Here is a 17,954-nt window from a genome sequence, read left to right as displayed (position 1 = left end):
CACTTAATTAGCTGGATTTCTGCCTTAATCTTTATTCTTTCCTATATTACTTGATCAATTTTCCTCTGGAAAAAACTCATAACGGAACGAGTCAAAGTATGGATCACCAAAATCAGTATCAATTTGTTTTTGCTCACCCGGCTTTAAAGTAATATCAAACACCTCATCATTGATTGCATTACCATTATCATCATATATCGCAACCCTTACCTTACCTCGAAACTCCCATTTATTATGAAAATTCTTAACAAATACATGCGAAGTAACATTGTCATTTTCAGTGATAGGCTGTACCAGTGCAACCAGTTCCTTGTTCTGAACCCGCTCTTTATTATTTTCAAAAACTTCACTCAATCTTTGCTCTACATCTATATCCTCTGGCGGTGTTGCCATATCACTTGGATAAGTCTGGTCGGAAGATACACTAAAATAAATAAAAAAAGAAACAGCAACAAAATTAATGAAAACAGCTATAATTCCAGATTTCAAAGTCGTCTTTAATGGATATCTTCCAACAATCATCGCCGTAAATGCAATTACAGAAAGAAACACCGTCACCCATTGCCATTCTGAAAAGATAATATCTTTTACTACATCCAATATCTTCACAACTTTCTATTTTTTGTTATAATTATTGTAGCAAATCTAACTACATTTGAGGAGGGTAATATGCAATCAAGTAAGGTTAAATATCAATACGTTGAGAAAAAAATCGACCCTTTCTGGTGGATATTATTTTCATATATCATTTCAGTCCTTTTTCTTTTTAGTATCTTTATGATAGTTGGACCAATAAAAGTGTTCAGCAATAATATAAATCTGTGGTCCGGGTTACTGATGTTGCTTATTCCACTAGGTATTTGGTTAGGTATCAAAGTATTTTCCTATGCTCGTGGATTGATCTGGCGAAATAACCATCTCACAACATATAAGTTCTATCCAGATACCATTCAACTAAGTAAATGGGAAAATACATATGATAAAGAACCAACACTAACAGAAATAGAGCTTTCTACTATACAGAAAGTTGTTGTAGCACCGTATATAACAAATGAATATAGAACGCAACACGGAAATAAGCATACCGATATAAGTTACATACTTTATATTATTCATGATGCAAATTACAAAAAAGAATTGTTGATGGTCCCTTTTCCCATGAATTATGAGAATATCGATATTTGGTTAACCTATTTCAAAGAACAGAATATCTCCCTACAATTCACAACAGAAGTACTCTATAGTAATGAGCTAAATATATTCACAGATGAAGAAAGAATGAGACGATTAGAATCCCATATTCATGTTATTCCACTAGATTATAAAGGGAATTGGAAACAGCAACAGAAAGAGATGTATCGAAATTGGAACCAAACATACCCACCAGAAGAACATAATATTGAACCTGTCGGAAAAGACAAATCCTTATTCAGACCTATTGCAAATGCTGTTTTATTTAGCTATGCTTTGATGATAGGAATTACCTTTGGACTAATAGAGCTTTGTAAAAATGGCTGGTTTGCTGTTGAGAATCCTTGGCCAATTTTTGTTATGTTTTTCCTTATCAGTCTATTATTTTTCTTCATTTTACGCCATTATCTGCGTTGGTATTTTATGCTGATATTCGTTATAAATGTCTTTGTCTTCGGAATTGCCACGACTATGAGTTTTGAGGAAAATGAATCTATTGCTTATCAAGTTTCAGAGAATGTGCTCGGAATGGCTATTTTGTTTCCACTAGTCGTGTGGATACCATATTTAATTGTAAAAGTAATAAGAAAAGCGCAAAGTGCCCGCTTAGAAACGTAGCGGCTTCAGAATCAACTGAGATAAAGGAATCACGGTGAGCTTGCGATCCGATGATGACTTTCACCCAAGGGTATAAGGGCGACTAAGCCTCTGGCTTCACCAATCGGCAAGTCTTCTTTATCGTAGGACGATTCGTGAAGTCGCCTAGTTTTTGGGCGCTTGGAGCTAGACATCCGCGCGAATTTTATACTTTCTTGTCTCCTTAAAAAGGCTAACAAACAATAATCCCTCATGTGCTTTAGCTGGGCATTGAGGGATTACTTTTTCTAATGAGTACCGGCAATTAATTATCAGAGGACTGGAATTTACCATTTTAAAATCCTTTTTTGATATCTACTTTATTAGCTAAATGTCTATCCCCCTCTATATTTTTTAGTGTGTCAACAAAGCATTCTACCGCTTCTTTGGATGTTGTCACAGCAGCAATATGAGGTGTAATTACTACATTAGGATGTTCCCACAATCTATTCTCTTTTGGCAATGGCTCCTCGTTAAACACATCAAGTACCGCGAACCTTACTTGACCAGATTCTAAGGCCTCATACAACGCTAAGTCACTTATTGATTCTCCCCTACCTACATTGATAAAACCAATACTAGATGCATGGCTAAAAATTTCAACATCAAATAGCTTTTCTGTCTTTTCCGTTAATGGCAATGTGTTGATCATATAATCCATTTGCTTTAATAACGAAAAATGCGACTCTACTGTATACACTCCGGTGAAAAATTCTTTTGGTTTACCGCTCAGTGACACGCCATAAACCTCTACACCAAAAAAGGAAAGCACTTGGGCTATTTTTTGTCCGATTTCTCCTGTGCCATAAATCATTACTTTTGCTTCCTTTAGCATCTTTGGTGTAATTGGATTCCAACGCTTTGTGGATTTCAAATGAAGGAATTGATCATGAAGCTGTATATCCTTTAATATGTAACTTAAGCAATATTCGCTAATTCTTTGTCCAAATGAACATATCGTTCTTGTCAACAGAACATCTTCATCCCATTTCTTTTGATATAAAAAGCTGTCAACCCCTGCACCTAGGGAATGAACCCATTTCACTTTGCTATAATCATAACTAGATCTAGTTTTAAAAGATACAAATGCATCAGCCCATTCTAAATCTTCATCTTGAAGTTCACCTTCAGTCAAATAACGGCATTCCTTTTTCAATCCGACTTTTTCTATAAGTTCTTCTATTTCTTTATTTAAGGTGCTGACAAACAAAATTTTATTGATCTTCATTGATAATCTCCTTTCTTCAATCAAGAAACAATTCCTAAGTATGAGTAAATACTAAATGAAATCGAACATCAAGCCAACTAACTTGAAAAAAATCATTATATCAGAAATAATCATTATATTAGTTTTGCTTTAGTTTCTGCTTATTTTCATTAGGTTTACCACGTAATAACAAAAATTTGATTATATACGAAATTTAATCATTCGTCGTAGACTTAAAACAACACGAAAAAGGGGTGAAGAAATGCAAATGAAAAAGAAATTAACTATCTTAATTTTGTTTACGTTGTTTGGAATCATTTTATTTGCTTGTAGCAATAATGAAAGCGCTTCTAATGGTGAGGATGATTCTGGGAGTGAAGGAGGTACTGTAAATAAAGATTTAAATGAAATATCCATATTAGCTCCTTTGCATTCAGCGGAAACACCTGATCCGATGCTGGAGGAAAAAATCGAAGAATTAACGGAAGTAAAACTCGACTTGCAGTATGTTCCTGCAAATAATTATCAGGATCGTATGAACACAGCCTTTGCAACAAGTAGTATGCCAGAAGTCGCAAACATACCAATAGAAGGTAACTTTAAGGAAGCAATACGTGATGGTCAATTTTGGGAAATTGAACCTTATTTAGATGAGTATGAGAATTTACAGAAACTTAAGGACGATATATTAGATAACATGAGGGTAGACGGAAAATTATATTCGCTTTATCAAGGACGCCCATTATCTAGACAAGGTATTATTTATCGAAAAGATTGGGCAGACAATCTTGGCTTAGACACACCACAAACAACAGAGGAATTTTTCGAAATGATGAAACAATTTACGGAAAATGATCCGGACGGAAATGGTGTAGATGATACAATCGGTTTAGCTGATAGAGGAGATTTAGCTTACGGATCCTTTAATACGATCGCATCCTGGTTTAATGCGCCCAATGAATGGGGAGAACAAGATGGACAATTACTACCTGCATTTATGTTTCCAGAATACAAAGAAACACTTGATTTCATGAGAGACCTACATAAAAATGGATACATCAATCAAGATTTCCCTGTTACCAGTAAGCCTGACCAACAGGACATGATTAAATCTGGAAAAGCAGGCGCTTATATCGGATGTATGTGTGATGTAAGCCAGCTTTATAGTGACGGGGTTGCCTTGAACCCAGATATGGAACTGGATGTACACAACCAAATAAAAGGTCCTCATGGAGAATATCAAATCTGGGCTATTCCTGGATATAATCATCCTTATTTCTTTCCAAAATCTACGGTTGAAACAGAGGAAGAATTAAAAGAAATCTTGTCATTCTTTGATAAAATGATGGAGCCTGAGGTTTCCAACACCGTATACTGGGGCATTGAAGGCGAGCATTACAATGTAGAAAATGGTAAAGCTGTTTCAATTGAGGATAGCGGTAAATTGGACCGGGAAGTAATTCCATACCAAACATTGGAGATCGGCGAACCCGAAACAAACGGACGTTATGAAGGTGCATTTCCTTTAGAAGCACGAGAAAAAGCTGAAAAATTGTTTAAGGATAACGAAAATTATCTCATTAAAAACCCTATTATTACTTTAGATTCCGAAACATATGATTTAAAAAGCGAGGAATTAAATACGATTATTATCGACGCAACATTTAATTACATTATTGGTCAAATTGATGAACAAGGATTTGATGAAGCAATCGAACAGTGGAAATCAGCCGGTGGTAATGATGTCATCAAAGAATTCAATGCTTCCAAATAACATAATAATGGGTTAACCGGAAAAGAAACTGGGACAGAAGTGATTTATAATTAGTAAAATCCAAACGATTAATCGAATAGTGTTCGATATCGTTTGGTTTTTTCTTTCATGCATAAGAGGGGAATATTGTGTATGAACTGATTTTTTATCAAGTGGTAATATTGGCATGTCTTTACTGCTAAAAAACCGCTCCGGCTGCCCACTTCCCTTTCCGTGGGGTTTTTCCTTCAGCTAACTTTTCCAAGCAAAAACCACTTAGAAAAGTGGATCTTCAGGTAAAACGGTCCCACAGGAGTTGAAGTGGGCAACCTCCACTAGATTGGGTTCTACAATATTTGCAGGGAGCTAACAGTTTGAGTTGTTGAAGTAAGTACGTGATTCATAACAGCGTTTTTCTCCGAATTTATAAGAATGTAGAGCGTTTACGACAGTAAATGTCTTTGTTTTTCATTTCAACAATGGCAATCTTCTATTGCTTGAATGATAGAGTATCATTGCCTTCATGTTTTTTCATGCTAAAGGTGTAGAGCATTCATATAGCGGAGGCCGTTCGCTTCAACTCCTACGGGATGATTTTCTCCTAAGATCCACTTTGGTAAGCGTATTTTGCTTGCCAAAGTTAGCTTAGGAGAAAATCCCGTGGAAAGGGGAGCGGGCTTGCTTAGCACCAAGCATCATTTCAAAATGACCTCTTTTTGTGCATCAATATGTATGTATCATTTGTTTTTAGAGTAGAGAATAATGTTTATGTCCCAGACCCTTTTTCCATTTATCAGATGGAAATATCGATAAGCTATGATAAAGTGAGATTATAGTCAGTGGTGAGATTACAAACGGTTAACACCGTGATAAAATTTATAGAGTCGTTTTATATGAACAGCTAGAAGTTGGAGGTAGGATGATTTGTTTAAGAAAAAACAACAATTTTATATTAAACTATTATCTTTTGTTTTATTGCTTGGAATCATCCCGGTCTTATTGGTAGGAATATTCTCTTTTCTTATTTCATCCGACAGTATACAAAGTAAGGTAGAAAAGGAGAAAGAATATAATGTTTATCAAACCCAGTTGACGATGGAACAGGTGTTAAAGCAAGTAGACCAATCATTAACAAATTTTGCTATGTCTCCACTTGCCAATCAGCTGCTGGAAATCCCAATGGAACCAAAACAATTTCCGCTTTATCGACGTTTAAAAAAAGAATTAAATTACCTGCAACGTTTTGATTCCGGAGTTGTTGATATTGCATACATAAACAAAGAACAGATGTGGCTACTCCGGAATAGAGGATTAAAAAGATTAGCCAATCATGATAAAGGAATTATTGAAAACTATAGTGAGCTTGCTAATAAATCCGCATGGTTACTTCAAGAATCTGAGGATACTTTCATTGACGAATATGCTAATAATTGTAAGCGTTATCTTACTATGGTAAAAAAGCTCCCTCTTAGCTCTGTCAATAATAAGGGATTTATTGCTGCTGTTATTCCTGTATGTGATCTACAAGACCGGATGCTAATGGAAGAAAATAATGGATCAACTATCGTATTGAACGAAAACAATCAAATGATTTTTAACAGTGAGAACCAGAAAAATCATTCATTAGAAAATCACCCTGTTATTGATGCGATAAAACAAAATAATCAGATACAAAATCAATTTCACTTCGACTATAATAACGAAAAATATACTGTCACTTATCGCGTTTCAAATTATAACGGATGGACTTATATTAACCTTATTCGATTAAATGACCTTAAAGAATCTTCCTATGCTATAGGTTGGTTCACCTTAATTATATGTCTTGTTATAGTGTCGGGGCTTATTATCGTTGCCATTATCGGTTCTGGAAAATTATATAAGCCGATTCAACAGATCATCCACATCATGAAATTACCAAACGATAACAGTGAATCCCGTGATGAAATTGGAGAAATCACTAAGCAAATCCATACTATACTAGATAAAAATCAGACATTAGAGGATCGAGTACAATCTCAAAAGGATCAGCTACATCATTTTTTCATGAATAAATTAATTCTGGGCAATGTCACGGAAAGTGAAATAAATGAAAAACTACCTATCCAGAACAAAAATGTGCAATGGTTTACCGTGATGCTAATAAAAATTGATTCGTTAGAAGGTACGAGATTTACTGATAACGATAATGATATTATCCTTTTTTCGATTAACACGATTATGAATGAGTTAATTAGTGAGGAAAGGCGATTGACACCTATCGTCTTAGAGGATAAACAAGTAACGATATTAATGGGTGCAGAGAACAACCAAGCATATAAGCAATACATGGATAGCTTAACAAAAAAGCTTCAAAATACGATTTTGGAAGTGTTGAAGATCTCCGTCAGTATTGGAATTAGTAATCGATATACACACTTAGCCGAGACTAACGATGCATTACAAAAAAGTGAAGCTGCATTGCGACAAACGATTGTATTGGGGAAAGGGCAAGTGATTTGGTTTGATTCATTGGAATCGCAACATTCCTTCAAAACCTTTTATCCAAAACAAATTGAACATGACCTTTTTGATGCCATTAAAAATTATAATCAATTGCGTGTTGAACAAAAGTTAACAGAGCTACTAGATAATATTTTTAACAAACAATTAACATATACACAATACGAAATCTCTATTCTTCGATTTATCAATAATTTATTAGAATTTACAGAAATGTTAGCAATTGAGATTGATATGATTGATGACAAACAGACCCTAATTAATTATCTCCATCGTTTCCGAATCAGGGAGGATATCGAGAATTGGTTCAAACAGATCATGATATATCCGATAATGCACCATATCAAAAATCGCTCAGAGCAACAATATCACTCATTGTCAGAACAGGTTATTCATATGATTCATGAAGAATACGATCAGGAGTTAACATTGGAAAGTGTGGCAGATCGCCTGCATTATAATGCTAGCTATTTAAGTAATTTATTTCGCCGTGAGACCAATATGTCATTTAGTGAATATTTAGCACAATATCGCATCGAAATGGCCAAAGAATGGTTGGAAAATACCAAGATGCCTGTTAAAGATATCGCTAATAAACTGCGATATAATAACTCACAGAATTTCATCAGATCTTTTCGTAAGAATGTCGGGATGACACCAGGGAATTATCGAAAAAAAATGAAATTGGAGTAGCTAGAAGTAGGCCTGGAGTTTTTAAGTAGAGAAGTGAGCATTACACCATAGGAAATGGTAAATTCGTTAATAGTAAATTGGACCGTGAAATGATTCCATACAAAAAGTAAGCCCGTCCCCTATTCAGGGGCAGGCTTCATCTAGATTTTCCTCGATCAATTAAAAATGGCCTATGCCTTCAGCGTATAAAATTTTAACTAATGTAATTATAAAATTGGGGATTATTTCTGTTATTGCTTAATTAATCCTTGTCTTTCTATCTTTACCAAACATTCATATAGCATGACACCACTTAGCTCAATGCTTAAATCAATCCCTTTAATTAGATCCGGTTTCTCATTCCACAGATGGTTAAATATTGTTTTCTCGTTATCCTTCCCATTTTGCCAAAGGGTTTCAGCATTCTCCTCTAAGCATTGAAGTATTGCGCTTGTTTCCGATGGAGCTGTTAAAATTAATTCAGTAAAATACCGAATCATTATTCCTTTAAACAGACCTCCATCCCCATTTCCTTCACTTTTTAACACTTTATGTTCAACATCATATAATTTTCCTATTGCTGTATGTGCAGTTTGTAAGGCATTTTGTAAGTATCTCGCATTGTTGGATATCCGATAAAGCTCAACTGCTGCCCCTACATACACGCCTTGACAATATGTGAATTCCCAATCCGTATCAACTTTCCCATCACCTAGTCGATTGATTCCATCCATAACAAAGCCAGTTTCAGGGTCAACAAGGTTTTGCTCTTGCCAATCAAAGATTTTTTGTGCCCACTCTAAATCCACTTCATTTCCAAAATGATTATATAACCTTGCTGCTAAAATAATAGCCGGACCATTTGCTGGCGTATTCTTATAATCTATCTGGTGTTTATGCCAAGCTATCCCTCCACCCATGTGCTCATTCCAACCAGTTTTTATATCATCCCAAAGAATTTGCACAGCTTTTAAATACTTATCTTTTTCCGTTGCTTCATAGACACGTAACAATGCTAATGCTAGCCATTCCATGTCGTCGTATAATAGATTAGTTGGCTGACCACCGTTGCGAAACAAAAGACCATCGTATTCCGTTTCGATAAGTGCAAGAATCTCTTTGTCATTGGTTCGGTTGTATGCATCTACTAAGCTATCGATCGCATGCGCATACCACCAGTAATGGAATGTAAGATTACAGCGATTATCCGGATTTGGATAATGATTGTTGAACATTTCCAGGTTGTGATTCCAATAGTATTGAAGCAGGCTATCAAACGATTTCTGCGCTTTTGTTTCCCATTTTGTTGTTTTGTTTGCTAACTTCATAATATCCTCCCTAACTAAGGCTTCCACCATAAATATTATTGTTTACATTCATAAAAAACAGGGTGATCCATACGATCAATTATTAAATTACATATAGATCCCCCGTGAATACTATTTTTATTTATTTGGTAAGTAAGTCTGTTTCATCTTTTTTAATCCATGGGTAGCAACTTCTAACGCTGATCGATTACTATAATTCTCGATAAACAATTCTAATGATAAATAACCTTGATAATTCATTTCTTCTAAATAGTTCGCAATCTCTTCTGTCGGCGCGACCCCATCACCTGGAAACAAACGTTCTGAATCTGTTATCTGTTCCTTTGTTGGGTTTTCTGGATAATCATTGACGTGGAAAATACCGATATTTCTCTGATTTAAATAAGATAAACTTGTAAAGTAACTTCCGCCAGTGTACATATGGAAAGGATCTAATAAAAATTTAACATCTGACAGTCCACTCTCCATCGCCACATACATCGCTTCACTCAAAGTAGCTAGTTTGTTAGCCTTACCCCAGAATTCAAGATAGACTTCCATGTCCATCCGTTTTGCAATTGTTGTTAATGCAGTAAAATGCTCAGCAATTATTTCTAATTCTAAATCATCCATATTCCCACTGGGTGGAGCCGCTACAGCTTTACATCCTATTTCCTTCAGCAATAACATTTCTTGTTCCGCCTCAACAAGCCCTTTTACTCTAGTAGACTCATCAGCATCCGACCACTTAAAGAACGTAATCGCATTAACCACGGATATATTTCTGTCTGACAGGAACTCTTTAATTGTTTTAAGTGAACCCCCTTCTTTAAGGTAGGATTCAATATCTTTGACCCACAATTCAATGCCATCATATCCCGCTTCAGCTGCTACCCTAATTTGCTCGATCACATCTAGTTCAAACGGAAACAGTGTCGAGGTATTCAAGGCAAACTTAAAATCATGCACTTACTTCACCCTTTTACATGTATATTGTTTATTTCACATCACATTAAGTCATGGATTATTTTACTCTATCTACTATTTAAAGTATCTTCTTAAATGCGAGGCTGCCTTTACGATTCCTTTTTGCTCCGCTTCTAATGAGCCCCAATAGCGATAATCTTCTAATTCGATACTAACTGGTCCCTGATACCCCAAACGTTCCAAACGGACTGCTACTTTTCCCCAGTCTACTTCTCCATGTCCTGGGATCGTATAGCGCCATGATCCTTCTGAAAACAGATACTTTTCCGAAAAAGTTGATTGAATGACACCACATTCATAAAGCTCATCTTGCAATATTTCCGTATCCTTCCCATGGCAATGATTCACTCTTTCACCGAATTCGCTTAATACACGGATATGGTCAATGCCCAACCGCACAAGATGCGATGGATCGTACGTCATCCCAAAATGCTTAGAAGGTATTGCTTCAAACATGATCCGTAGCGTTTCTGGTGTACATCCAATTGTCGGATAATAAGGTGCTGGTCCGGGCCAGCCTTCAATTGCAATGTAAAGACCCGTTTGTTCTGCATGTCGGACGATTTCTGGAAAAGTTTCTTTCCAGATTGCAAGCCCTTCCTCACGTGGCAGTGTATGATCCTCTGGAACCAAACACATGAATAGCACACGACCTCCTAGTTCCGAGATTTGCGTCATCTGACTTTTAAGACTAGAAATTGCATGAACACGCCGTTCTTCATCTAAACTAAATAGTTTTGCCACATTTTCAACATCGACAGATCCAACTTCAATACCAGCCTTTTGACATACCTTCTTTACTTCCGGGTTTAATTTAGGAACATCAAGTGTATCCAACCCTACTTCTGAGGCCCAACTCGCTATCTTTTCTATTCCTTCTGCACCGATTTTCGGTGGAATGCGCATTCCGATATTAAAATTCATGTCATTTACATCTCCTCTAGTTCATTTATAAAGGCTTATAGCCAGCAGATTCATACACCATTTCAGAAAACTGAACTACCTTTAATGCAAATTCGCCTGGAACCTGAACTTCATGTTTTCCTAAAATCGCATCGATAAAACTTTTGTCCTGATTCGTTGTCTGCTTCGGTAATTCTGGTACAATCGGTTCCTTCCCTGAAAGCTGTAGTGTAATTTTGTCATTTTCATAGAAGATAGCGCCGTCTTCACCACAAAACACATATGTTTCATACCAAACAGGTGAGTAACCAACAAGGTTTAGTCCAGCAATTGCACCCTCCTTAAAGCGTATCGAAGTAAACGTATCAATTTCTACCGGCGCACCTTGTTTTGATAGCTGTGTAGTTACTTCAACCGGAGTTAAGCCTGATGCCCAAAGTAGCACATCGATAATATGGCTACCAGAGTCCATCAAAAAACCGCCTCCCGATAATTTTGGGTCCTTCCGCCAAGAATACGTATCATTGGAACCAAGCCACCATTGTTGATACAAGGAAGCGGTGATCGATGTAAGCTTACCGATTTTCCCAGCTGCGATGGCATCACGAATATAAATAAATTCTGGTTGGAAATGACGTTGATACGATACTTGCATAATCTTATCGGCTTGTTCGGCTATTTTAATTAACTCCTCAGCTTCCTTCGATGAGCACGTCATCGGCTTTTCAATTAATACGTGTAAACCTTTTTCCAATACAGCTGTCGCCTGTTCAAAATGCAATGTATGAGGAGAGCAAATAACAACTCCATCTAAATCGACTTGTTCAAGCATATTACGATATTCCGTGAATTGCTCTACATCTTGCAGACCTGCTTGGTTTACAAATCGTTCTCTCGCCTCAGTGCTAACATCAGTAATAGCCTTAATTTCCACATTTTCTAATTCTAATAACTGACCTGCATGTACCTGCGCCATTCCACCGGTTCCTATAAATCCAATGCGAATTATCTCCACGAATTCCACTCCTTTTAAAGATCAATAGCTAAACAAGCTCACTTTCTAAATGCTTGAATTAACATATTCAAGATAAGGCAAAATCATTAATGTATTATTGTATCCAGGGATCCTTGCAGTTGTCGATATGCTATTTCACTTACTTGGTCTTTTATCTTTCCTTTTTGCACATGCTTATGAAAGTCTTTCAAGTGTTTAATTACTTGCTTCATATTGCCTTTGTTTATATGATGATTCACATGTTCGAGGTGATTACTTAGTTTTTTAGCAAGTGAACTGGTTATTTCGCTTTCATCCACAAAGGAATCTATCTGTTCTTGTAACGTCTGGATGACATTTTTTACAATAATTGGTTCTAATTGTGTAGCATGCTCCATTAACATGACTCCGCTTAGCTGTTGGCTAAGTTCTACCGGTAGATTTATTGTTCCTTCCCATGATGAACCAAACAAAATTTCAGGATCTTCGTTTGTTTGGTTCCAAACATTTTTGGCATTATTCACTATCCACTCTGCCAACTTAACTTGGGAGTTTTCTGTTTTAACTAATTCAGTCATATAACGAACGAGAATTCCTTTAAATAGGCCACCGTCGCCCGATCCACCTTCATATATGATTTGATTGTGATTCGAGAACCTTTCTTTCGTAGTTTCTGCCGTCTGGATCGCCTCATCAAGATACTCTTTCTCTCCTGTCAATTGATAAAGCTCAACAGATGCACCTATATAAACACCTTGATTGTAAGTGAATTCCCAATTTTTATCGATATTTCCATCGCCAGTACGGTTAATGCCGTCCCACACTAAACCATTGGACGGATCTACTAATGTATCTTGAACCCAATTGTAAATATCCTTAGCCCATTGTAAATCTTCTTCATTTCCGTAATCTTGATACAGCCTAGTAGCAAGAATGACTGCTGGAGCGTTCGAAGGGGTATTTTTATAATCTAATTGATTTTTGTTCCAAGCGATGCCTCCTCCAAATTCACTGCTCCAGCCTGTCTTAATGTCTTCCCACAGAGTAATTACTGCCTCTTCATGCTCTTGATTGTTTGTATAGTCATGTAAACGTTGTAACGCAAGTGCCATCCATAGCATGTCATCATAAAAATCGTTCCGAATATCACCACCATTACGTGCTTTCACTGCCTCATATAATGCTATCGCTTGATCGATATAGGCATAATCATCAGTTCGTTCATAGCCATCGATCAGCGTATCAATGGCATGTGCCTGCCACCAATAGTGGAATTGATTATTATTTTCATCATAAGGATATTGATTATTGAACATATTCGTTTCAGTGTTCCAAAAGTTAGACGTAAGCGATGCTTGTGCTAATTCCGCTTCTTCCGTCAATCCCCAGGAAACAAGTTGTTCCTCTCCCTGTTCTTTAACAAGTAAGCTGTCATAATTTAACCAGTTTACGCTTCCCATATCTGAAACAAAACTTAGTGATATCGTATTCGTACCTGCCGTTAAGTAGACATCATTCAGATAAGTTGTTTGCCAGTCCCCCCAGCTCCCGGTTCCTGAAAAGCGGACTTGGTCCACGACTCCTTCTCCATTTACCTCTAGATAACGTGAAGCCTGACCTGCTGCAGCCGAATATTTAAAAACGAGTGTGTAATTACCATCATTCGGAACGGTCACATTAATCTCAACGGATTGACCATCTTCATTCCAACCTGCTACGTATCCGTTTCCAAAATAACCAGTTTCAGAATTTTCCGTTACTAGGTTATGCAAAGTTCCTTGGCTTGCATCGTACTCCTCACTCCACGATGTTGCAGCGTGTGAGTAGTTTGGTTTAACGATATTCAATGAAAAAAGAGAAAATAAAAGGAAACATGTAACAGCCATCATCGTAAGCCTATGACATTTTAAACGCATACAGACACTCCTTTTCATTAATGAGATAGATATTTTTCAAAATGAGTGATAATTATTTGGTTGTGAGGACAATTTCCATATCGAATGATGTTAGACTTCTGTTACCCCCCTTACACTTGACATATCAGAATCTGTAGTCCTACTAAATTTCCCAAAAACAGGCGTTAACACGACAGTCGCAAAGTAAGCAGAAACACTAACCATAAAAAACAAAAATAAAATGGGAAAGGCGATTAAAATCTTGGAATGAAAGATGATTCCAAAATTTATCGCAAATAAAGAAAATAATACAAAGGATACGACTGGATGCCCTAAGGCTATAACCATAGAAAGTTTAAGATGATTGACAAAAGATGCTTTAAAGTGGGTAAAAACGGGCAATATATACAGTGATATCAAAAACACCAATACCGTAATAACAAATATCAGAACGGAAAAAACTACGGAAAATTGGTTTACCGACTTGATTGCGAGTGAAATGAAGCATATGTTTACGGTCACTATAAAAAACCCGTACGCATTTACTTGGATGAAATTATCAACAAAATACTGAAGATAAGATACACGTATCCCTTTTGAATTATTTCGCTTTATATCCCGGGTAACCATCAATAAAGCTACTGTTGCAGGAAAAAAGCCAAAAACAAGGAAACCAGATAAAGTAAACAAAATCCATAACATATTGAGTAACGCGAGTTTAGCAATCCATTCCATCAACTTATACACCGTATTCACCTTCTTTTTCTAAACGGTTACAAAATGACATCAATTTTTAATTCCAGAGAAATTTGCACCATCGATGAAATACTTTTGTAAATACATAAAGATTAATATGATCGGCAAAATAATCACGATTGTTGCTGCCATCATGGGACCATAGGCGGTTTGTTTATCAAATGTAAACGCCTGTAATCCAATTTGCACAGTGTACAATGATCGGTCATTTAAGACAATTAATGGCCATAAAAAGCTATTCCAACCTGCTTGGAAAGTAAAAATCCCAAGTGTTGCTAAAGCTGGTTTTGTTAGTGGCAAGTACAGGTTCCAATAAATTCGAAATTCGCTACAGCCATCTATTCGAGCCGATTCCATATATTCATCTGGCAAGGTTAAGAAAAACTGTCTCATAAAAAATACTGCAAAAGATCCGGCAGCACCTGGAAGGATAACGGCCCAAAAGTTATTCAGTAATCCGTGACCTCCTTGACCTAAGATATCGTTACCACCCATTAACGGCATGTTGTTCAAGACGATATATTGGGGAATCATTACAACAACCCCAGGAATCATCATGGCTGCTAGTAAAACGGCAAAAATGACATTTCTTCCTCTAAATTTCAGCTTAGCAAAAGCGTACCCACTCATCGAACCAAACAATAAGTTAAAAAACACGCCCATGACTGCTAGATATAGCGAATTGAAAAGATAACGACCAAACGGAACTGATTTAAACGCTTCGATATAGTGATCGATTGTAATTGTGGAAGGAAGCCACTGAATTGGAATGCTAAATATCTCTTCATCTGGCTTGATCGATGTTAGCAAACTCCAAATAAACGGCATAACCATAATTAGAGCAATAGCCGAGCTTAGGATGTAAAAAAATAATTTTTTGAAATTTTCTTTTTGCTTCATCATAATCCTCCCCTCTTCTAATCCTTACTTTGATTAATTTTAAAGTTGATTACAGTAAAGATTAAAATGGTCAATGTCAATACAAGTGCCTGTGCCGAAGCATAGCCCATTTGCAACTGTTCGAAACCGGTTGTGTAAATATGGTAAACAATTGTTTTAGTAGAATTTGCTGGTCCCCCTTGGGTTAAAACATATGCCTGGTCAAAAATCTGCAAAGCACCAATAATTGTCATCGTACTAACTAATAACGTTGTCGGTCTTAGCATGGGAACGGTAATATGAATCAACTGTTTGAACGCAGATGCCCCGTCAATTCTCGCAGCTTCGTATAGTTGATTTGGAATACCTTTCAAACCAGCCATATAAATAATCATGTTACCGCCTACTCCCAACCAAAGAGTAACTGCAATGACAGAAGCCATTGCTGGACCTGACTCTGCTAACCAAGCAGGACCAGCAATTCCTATATAACTCAATAATTGATTAATAAGCCCATATTCTGCATTTAATAACCATAGCCAAACTATCGAAGCTGCTACAGCTGATGTTACTGTGGGCATATAAAATGCTAAACGAAAGAATGTAACTCCTCGGTATGGTTGGGTTACTAATATTGCTAGCATTAACGAAATAATTATCATAAGCGGTACATAAAAAATAGCTAATACGCCAACATTTTTAAAAGTAATCCAAAGAATGTCATCATTTATTAATCTTTTAAAATTCTCTAAACCGACCCATTCCATTTCGCTAATGATGTCATAGCTTGTGAAACTTAGATAAATAGCCATCACTATTGGTATAATCATAAAAATCACAAATAATAGTAATGTAGGTGCAATCAAAAAATAAGCAGCTCTCGATTGATAACGATTAAACGAACTTTTTTTAGATGTAAAGCTAAGAGCGATAGAACTTCCCTTGGCTCCATTTATATTATTCAACTTCATTTTCTTCTAGCATCCTATCTCCCTGTTCTTGGGCATTCTTTAATGCTTCTTCGGCAGACTGCTCTCCAGTAATGAATTTCTCAAGCTGTGGTATCAATCCATCTACTTCTGCCACAGAATAACCTGGATGTCTAGGTCGAATCGTTGCAAATTCCAGTGAATCAATAAAAGGTTTCCAAAATGGATCGTCTTGGAAAAACGGATCTTCTAAAGCAGCTTTATTCCCAGGGATATTTAAGCTAGTTTTCCCCCATTCCAACGCATTTTCAGGATCTGCTAACCACCATTTGATAAACTCCCAGGCCGCCTCTTGCTTTTCGGATGCTTCCGGAATAGCTAATCCAAATCCACCCATTACAGCCCCTTGATCGCCATTTGGACCTGCTGGTGGAGGAACAACACCGAAATTTAATTGATCACCATATTGCTCATAAGTACGTAAATCCCATGGGCCAGTATAATGCATAGACACTTTACCTGTAATGAATGGATGTTGTGCCCCTTCAAGTCCTTTATCAAAACCAGGCTTATACACTTTATCTTCAAATATCATTTTCCCCCAAAAATCTAAAACTTCTAAACCTGCTTCGCTATTAAAGGCTGTTTTTGTTAGATCATCTGTCAGCATTTGTCCTCCGGCTTGCTGAATCCACATACTAAATAATCCTACATCTGAAAAAGAGAACCCTGCACGTTCAAGGTCATTTCCATTTTTTTTCGTTAGCACTTGTGCTGCTTCTCTTAAATCTTGCCAAGTTTCTGGTGGCTCCAAACCTGCCTCTTCGAAGTGATCTTTATTATAGAATAAAGCTCTAGTATCTACGGTTAAAGGAAGCCCATACAAATTACCTTCATAGCTTAATTCCTTCAATGCTTCTCCATAAAAATCATCCTCAGAAATACCATCCTTCTCTAAGAAGTCATTAATAGGATGTAATACACCTTTTGGTGCATAAAGTGAAGTTCTCCAGCGATCCCATAGTAATACATCAGGAATTTGCCCGGAAGTTATACCAGTCATAAATTTAGTTACCAAATCTTCTTGAATGACGTATTCTACCTCGATACGATCTTGAGACTTATTAAACAATTCAACCATATGATTAAATTGTTCTTCCCCTTCACCTGTCCAATCTCCCCAGAAAGTTAGCTTTATTTTGTCGTCTGACCCTCCTCCATCTTCGTCCGTACTTGAGCTGTCTTCACTACTACAACCAACTAATATAATTCCTAAAACTAACCCTAGTAACAGCATCCAGCTTAACTGACATTTTTTCATCTCAGCCACCTCTTTTTTATTA

The 17,954-nt window shown here is 36.6% G+C and carries 14 protein-coding genes; 3 read left to right on the top strand and 11 right to left on the bottom strand.

Annotated features, from left to right (window positions below; translation table 11 throughout):
• Positions 1 to 54: 54 nt before the first annotated feature.
• Complete coding sequence (locus tag ACTWP4_RS07755; RefSeq protein ID WP_443128185.1) at positions 55 to 600, bottom strand: hypothetical protein; 546 nt, start codon at positions 598 to 600, stop codon at positions 55 to 57.
• 69 nt (positions 601 to 669) lie between these two features.
• On the opposite strand from ACTWP4_RS07755, the gene ACTWP4_RS07750 reads away from it, so the two are divergent.
• Positions 670 to 1,809, top strand: a complete 1,140-nt coding sequence (locus ACTWP4_RS07750) for a hypothetical protein (RefSeq protein WP_443128184.1) — start codon at positions 670 to 672, stop codon at positions 1,807 to 1,809.
• 313 nt (positions 1,810 to 2,122) lie between these two features.
• Here ACTWP4_RS07750 and ACTWP4_RS07745 read toward each other — a convergent pair whose 3' ends face one another.
• The gene (locus ACTWP4_RS07745; RefSeq protein ID WP_443128183.1) at positions 2,123 to 3,055 is read right to left on the bottom strand and encodes a D-2-hydroxyacid dehydrogenase; all 933 of its coding nucleotides are present in this window, start codon (positions 3,053 to 3,055) and stop codon (positions 2,123 to 2,125) included.
• Positions 3,056 to 3,302: 247 nt separating this feature from the next.
• Between ACTWP4_RS07745 and ACTWP4_RS07740 the strand changes: the two genes are divergently transcribed.
• Positions 3,303 to 4,808 (top strand): extracellular solute-binding protein, encoded by a 1,506-nt coding sequence (locus tag ACTWP4_RS07740; protein WP_443128298.1) that lies wholly within the window; start codon positions 3,303 to 3,305, stop codon positions 4,806 to 4,808.
• A gap of 903 nt (positions 4,809 to 5,711) precedes the next feature.
• A complete protein-coding gene (locus ACTWP4_RS07735) occupies positions 5,712 to 7,982 on the top strand; it encodes an AraC family transcriptional regulator (protein WP_443128182.1) in 2,271 nt (756 codons plus the stop codon).
• A 230-nt stretch (positions 7,983 to 8,212) separates the two neighbouring features.
• Here ACTWP4_RS07735 and ACTWP4_RS07730 read toward each other — a convergent pair whose 3' ends face one another.
• From ACTWP4_RS07730 to ACTWP4_RS07690, 9 genes are all read right to left on the bottom strand, one after another.
• Positions 8,213 to 9,289 (bottom strand): glycoside hydrolase family 76 protein, encoded by a 1,077-nt coding sequence (locus ACTWP4_RS07730; protein ID WP_443128181.1) that lies wholly within the window; start codon positions 9,287 to 9,289, stop codon positions 8,213 to 8,215.
• Positions 9,290 to 9,406: 117 nt separating this feature from the next.
• A complete protein-coding gene (locus ACTWP4_RS07725; RefSeq protein ID WP_443128180.1) occupies positions 9,407 to 10,237 on the bottom strand; it encodes a sugar phosphate isomerase/epimerase family protein in 831 nt (276 codons plus the stop codon).
• Between the two features lie 72 nt (positions 10,238 to 10,309).
• Complete coding sequence (locus tag ACTWP4_RS07720; protein WP_443128179.1) at positions 10,310 to 11,179, bottom strand: sugar phosphate isomerase/epimerase family protein; 870 nt, start codon at positions 11,177 to 11,179, stop codon at positions 10,310 to 10,312.
• A gap of 25 nt (positions 11,180 to 11,204) precedes the next feature.
• Complete coding sequence (locus ACTWP4_RS07715; protein ID WP_443128178.1) at positions 11,205 to 12,173, bottom strand: Gfo/Idh/MocA family protein; 969 nt, start codon at positions 12,171 to 12,173, stop codon at positions 11,205 to 11,207.
• Between the two features lie 86 nt (positions 12,174 to 12,259).
• A complete protein-coding gene (locus ACTWP4_RS07710; protein WP_443128177.1) occupies positions 12,260 to 14,068 on the bottom strand; it encodes a glycoside hydrolase family 76 protein in 1,809 nt (602 codons plus the stop codon).
• A 90-nt stretch (positions 14,069 to 14,158) separates the two neighbouring features.
• Positions 14,159 to 14,782: a YesL family protein gene (locus tag ACTWP4_RS07705; protein ID WP_443128297.1), complete on the bottom strand. Its 624-nt coding sequence runs from the start codon at positions 14,780 to 14,782 to the stop codon at positions 14,159 to 14,161.
• 51 nt (positions 14,783 to 14,833) lie between these two features.
• On the bottom strand, positions 14,834 to 15,703 hold the full coding sequence (locus tag ACTWP4_RS07700; protein WP_443128176.1) for a carbohydrate ABC transporter permease: 870 nt from the start codon (positions 15,701 to 15,703) through the stop codon (positions 14,834 to 14,836).
• Positions 15,704 to 15,720: 17 nt separating this feature from the next.
• The gene (locus tag ACTWP4_RS07695; RefSeq protein ID WP_443128175.1) at positions 15,721 to 16,653 is read right to left on the bottom strand and encodes a carbohydrate ABC transporter permease; all 933 of its coding nucleotides are present in this window, start codon (positions 16,651 to 16,653) and stop codon (positions 15,721 to 15,723) included.
• A complete protein-coding gene (locus ACTWP4_RS07690) occupies positions 16,640 to 17,932 on the bottom strand; it encodes an ABC transporter substrate-binding protein (RefSeq protein ID WP_443128174.1) in 1,293 nt (430 codons plus the stop codon). Before ACTWP4_RS07690 ends, ACTWP4_RS07695 begins: the two co-directional genes overlap by 14 nt.
• Positions 17,933 to 17,954: the final 22 nt, after the last annotated feature.

The sequence above is a fragment of the Gracilibacillus sp. D59 genome (assembly GCF_052246695.1).
GTDB lineage: Bacteria > Bacillota > Bacilli > Bacillales > Amphibacillaceae > Gracilibacillus.
The sequence above is the reverse complement of the archived record's forward strand: the minus strand, read 5'-3'. Positions and strand labels throughout refer to the sequence as shown.

Excerpts from the sequence above, each read along its gene's own strand:
- ACTWP4_RS07750 (WP_443128184.1), top strand. The coding sequence starts at position 670 with ATGCAATCAAGTAAGGTTAAATATCAATACGTTGAGAAAAAAATCGAC.
- ACTWP4_RS07745 (WP_443128183.1), bottom strand. The coding sequence starts at position 3,055 with ATGAAGATCAATAAAATTTTGTTTGTCAGCACCTTAAATAAAGAAATA.
- ACTWP4_RS07740 (WP_443128298.1), top strand. The coding sequence starts at position 3,303 with ATGAAAAAGAAATTAACTATCTTAATTTTGTTTACGTTGTTTGGAATC.
- ACTWP4_RS07730 (WP_443128181.1), bottom strand. The coding sequence starts at position 9,289 with ATGAAGTTAGCAAACAAAACAACAAAATGGGAAACAAAAGCGCAGAAA.
- ACTWP4_RS07720 (WP_443128179.1), bottom strand. The coding sequence starts at position 11,179 with ATGAATTTTAATATCGGAATGCGCATTCCACCGAAAATCGGTGCAGAA.
- ACTWP4_RS07710 (WP_443128177.1), bottom strand. The coding sequence starts at position 14,068 with ATGCGTTTAAAATGTCATAGGCTTACGATGATGGCTGTTACATGTTTC.
- ACTWP4_RS07705 (WP_443128297.1), bottom strand. The coding sequence starts at position 14,782 with ATGGAATGGATTGCTAAACTCGCGTTACTCAATATGTTATGGATTTTG.
- ACTWP4_RS07700 (WP_443128176.1), bottom strand. The coding sequence starts at position 15,703 with ATGAAGCAAAAAGAAAATTTCAAAAAATTATTTTTTTACATCCTAAGC.
- ACTWP4_RS07695 (WP_443128175.1), bottom strand. The coding sequence starts at position 16,653 with ATGAAGTTGAATAATATAAATGGAGCCAAGGGAAGTTCTATCGCTCTT.
- ACTWP4_RS07690 (WP_443128174.1), bottom strand. The coding sequence starts at position 17,932 with ATGAAAAAATGTCAGTTAAGCTGGATGCTGTTACTAGGGTTAGTTTTA.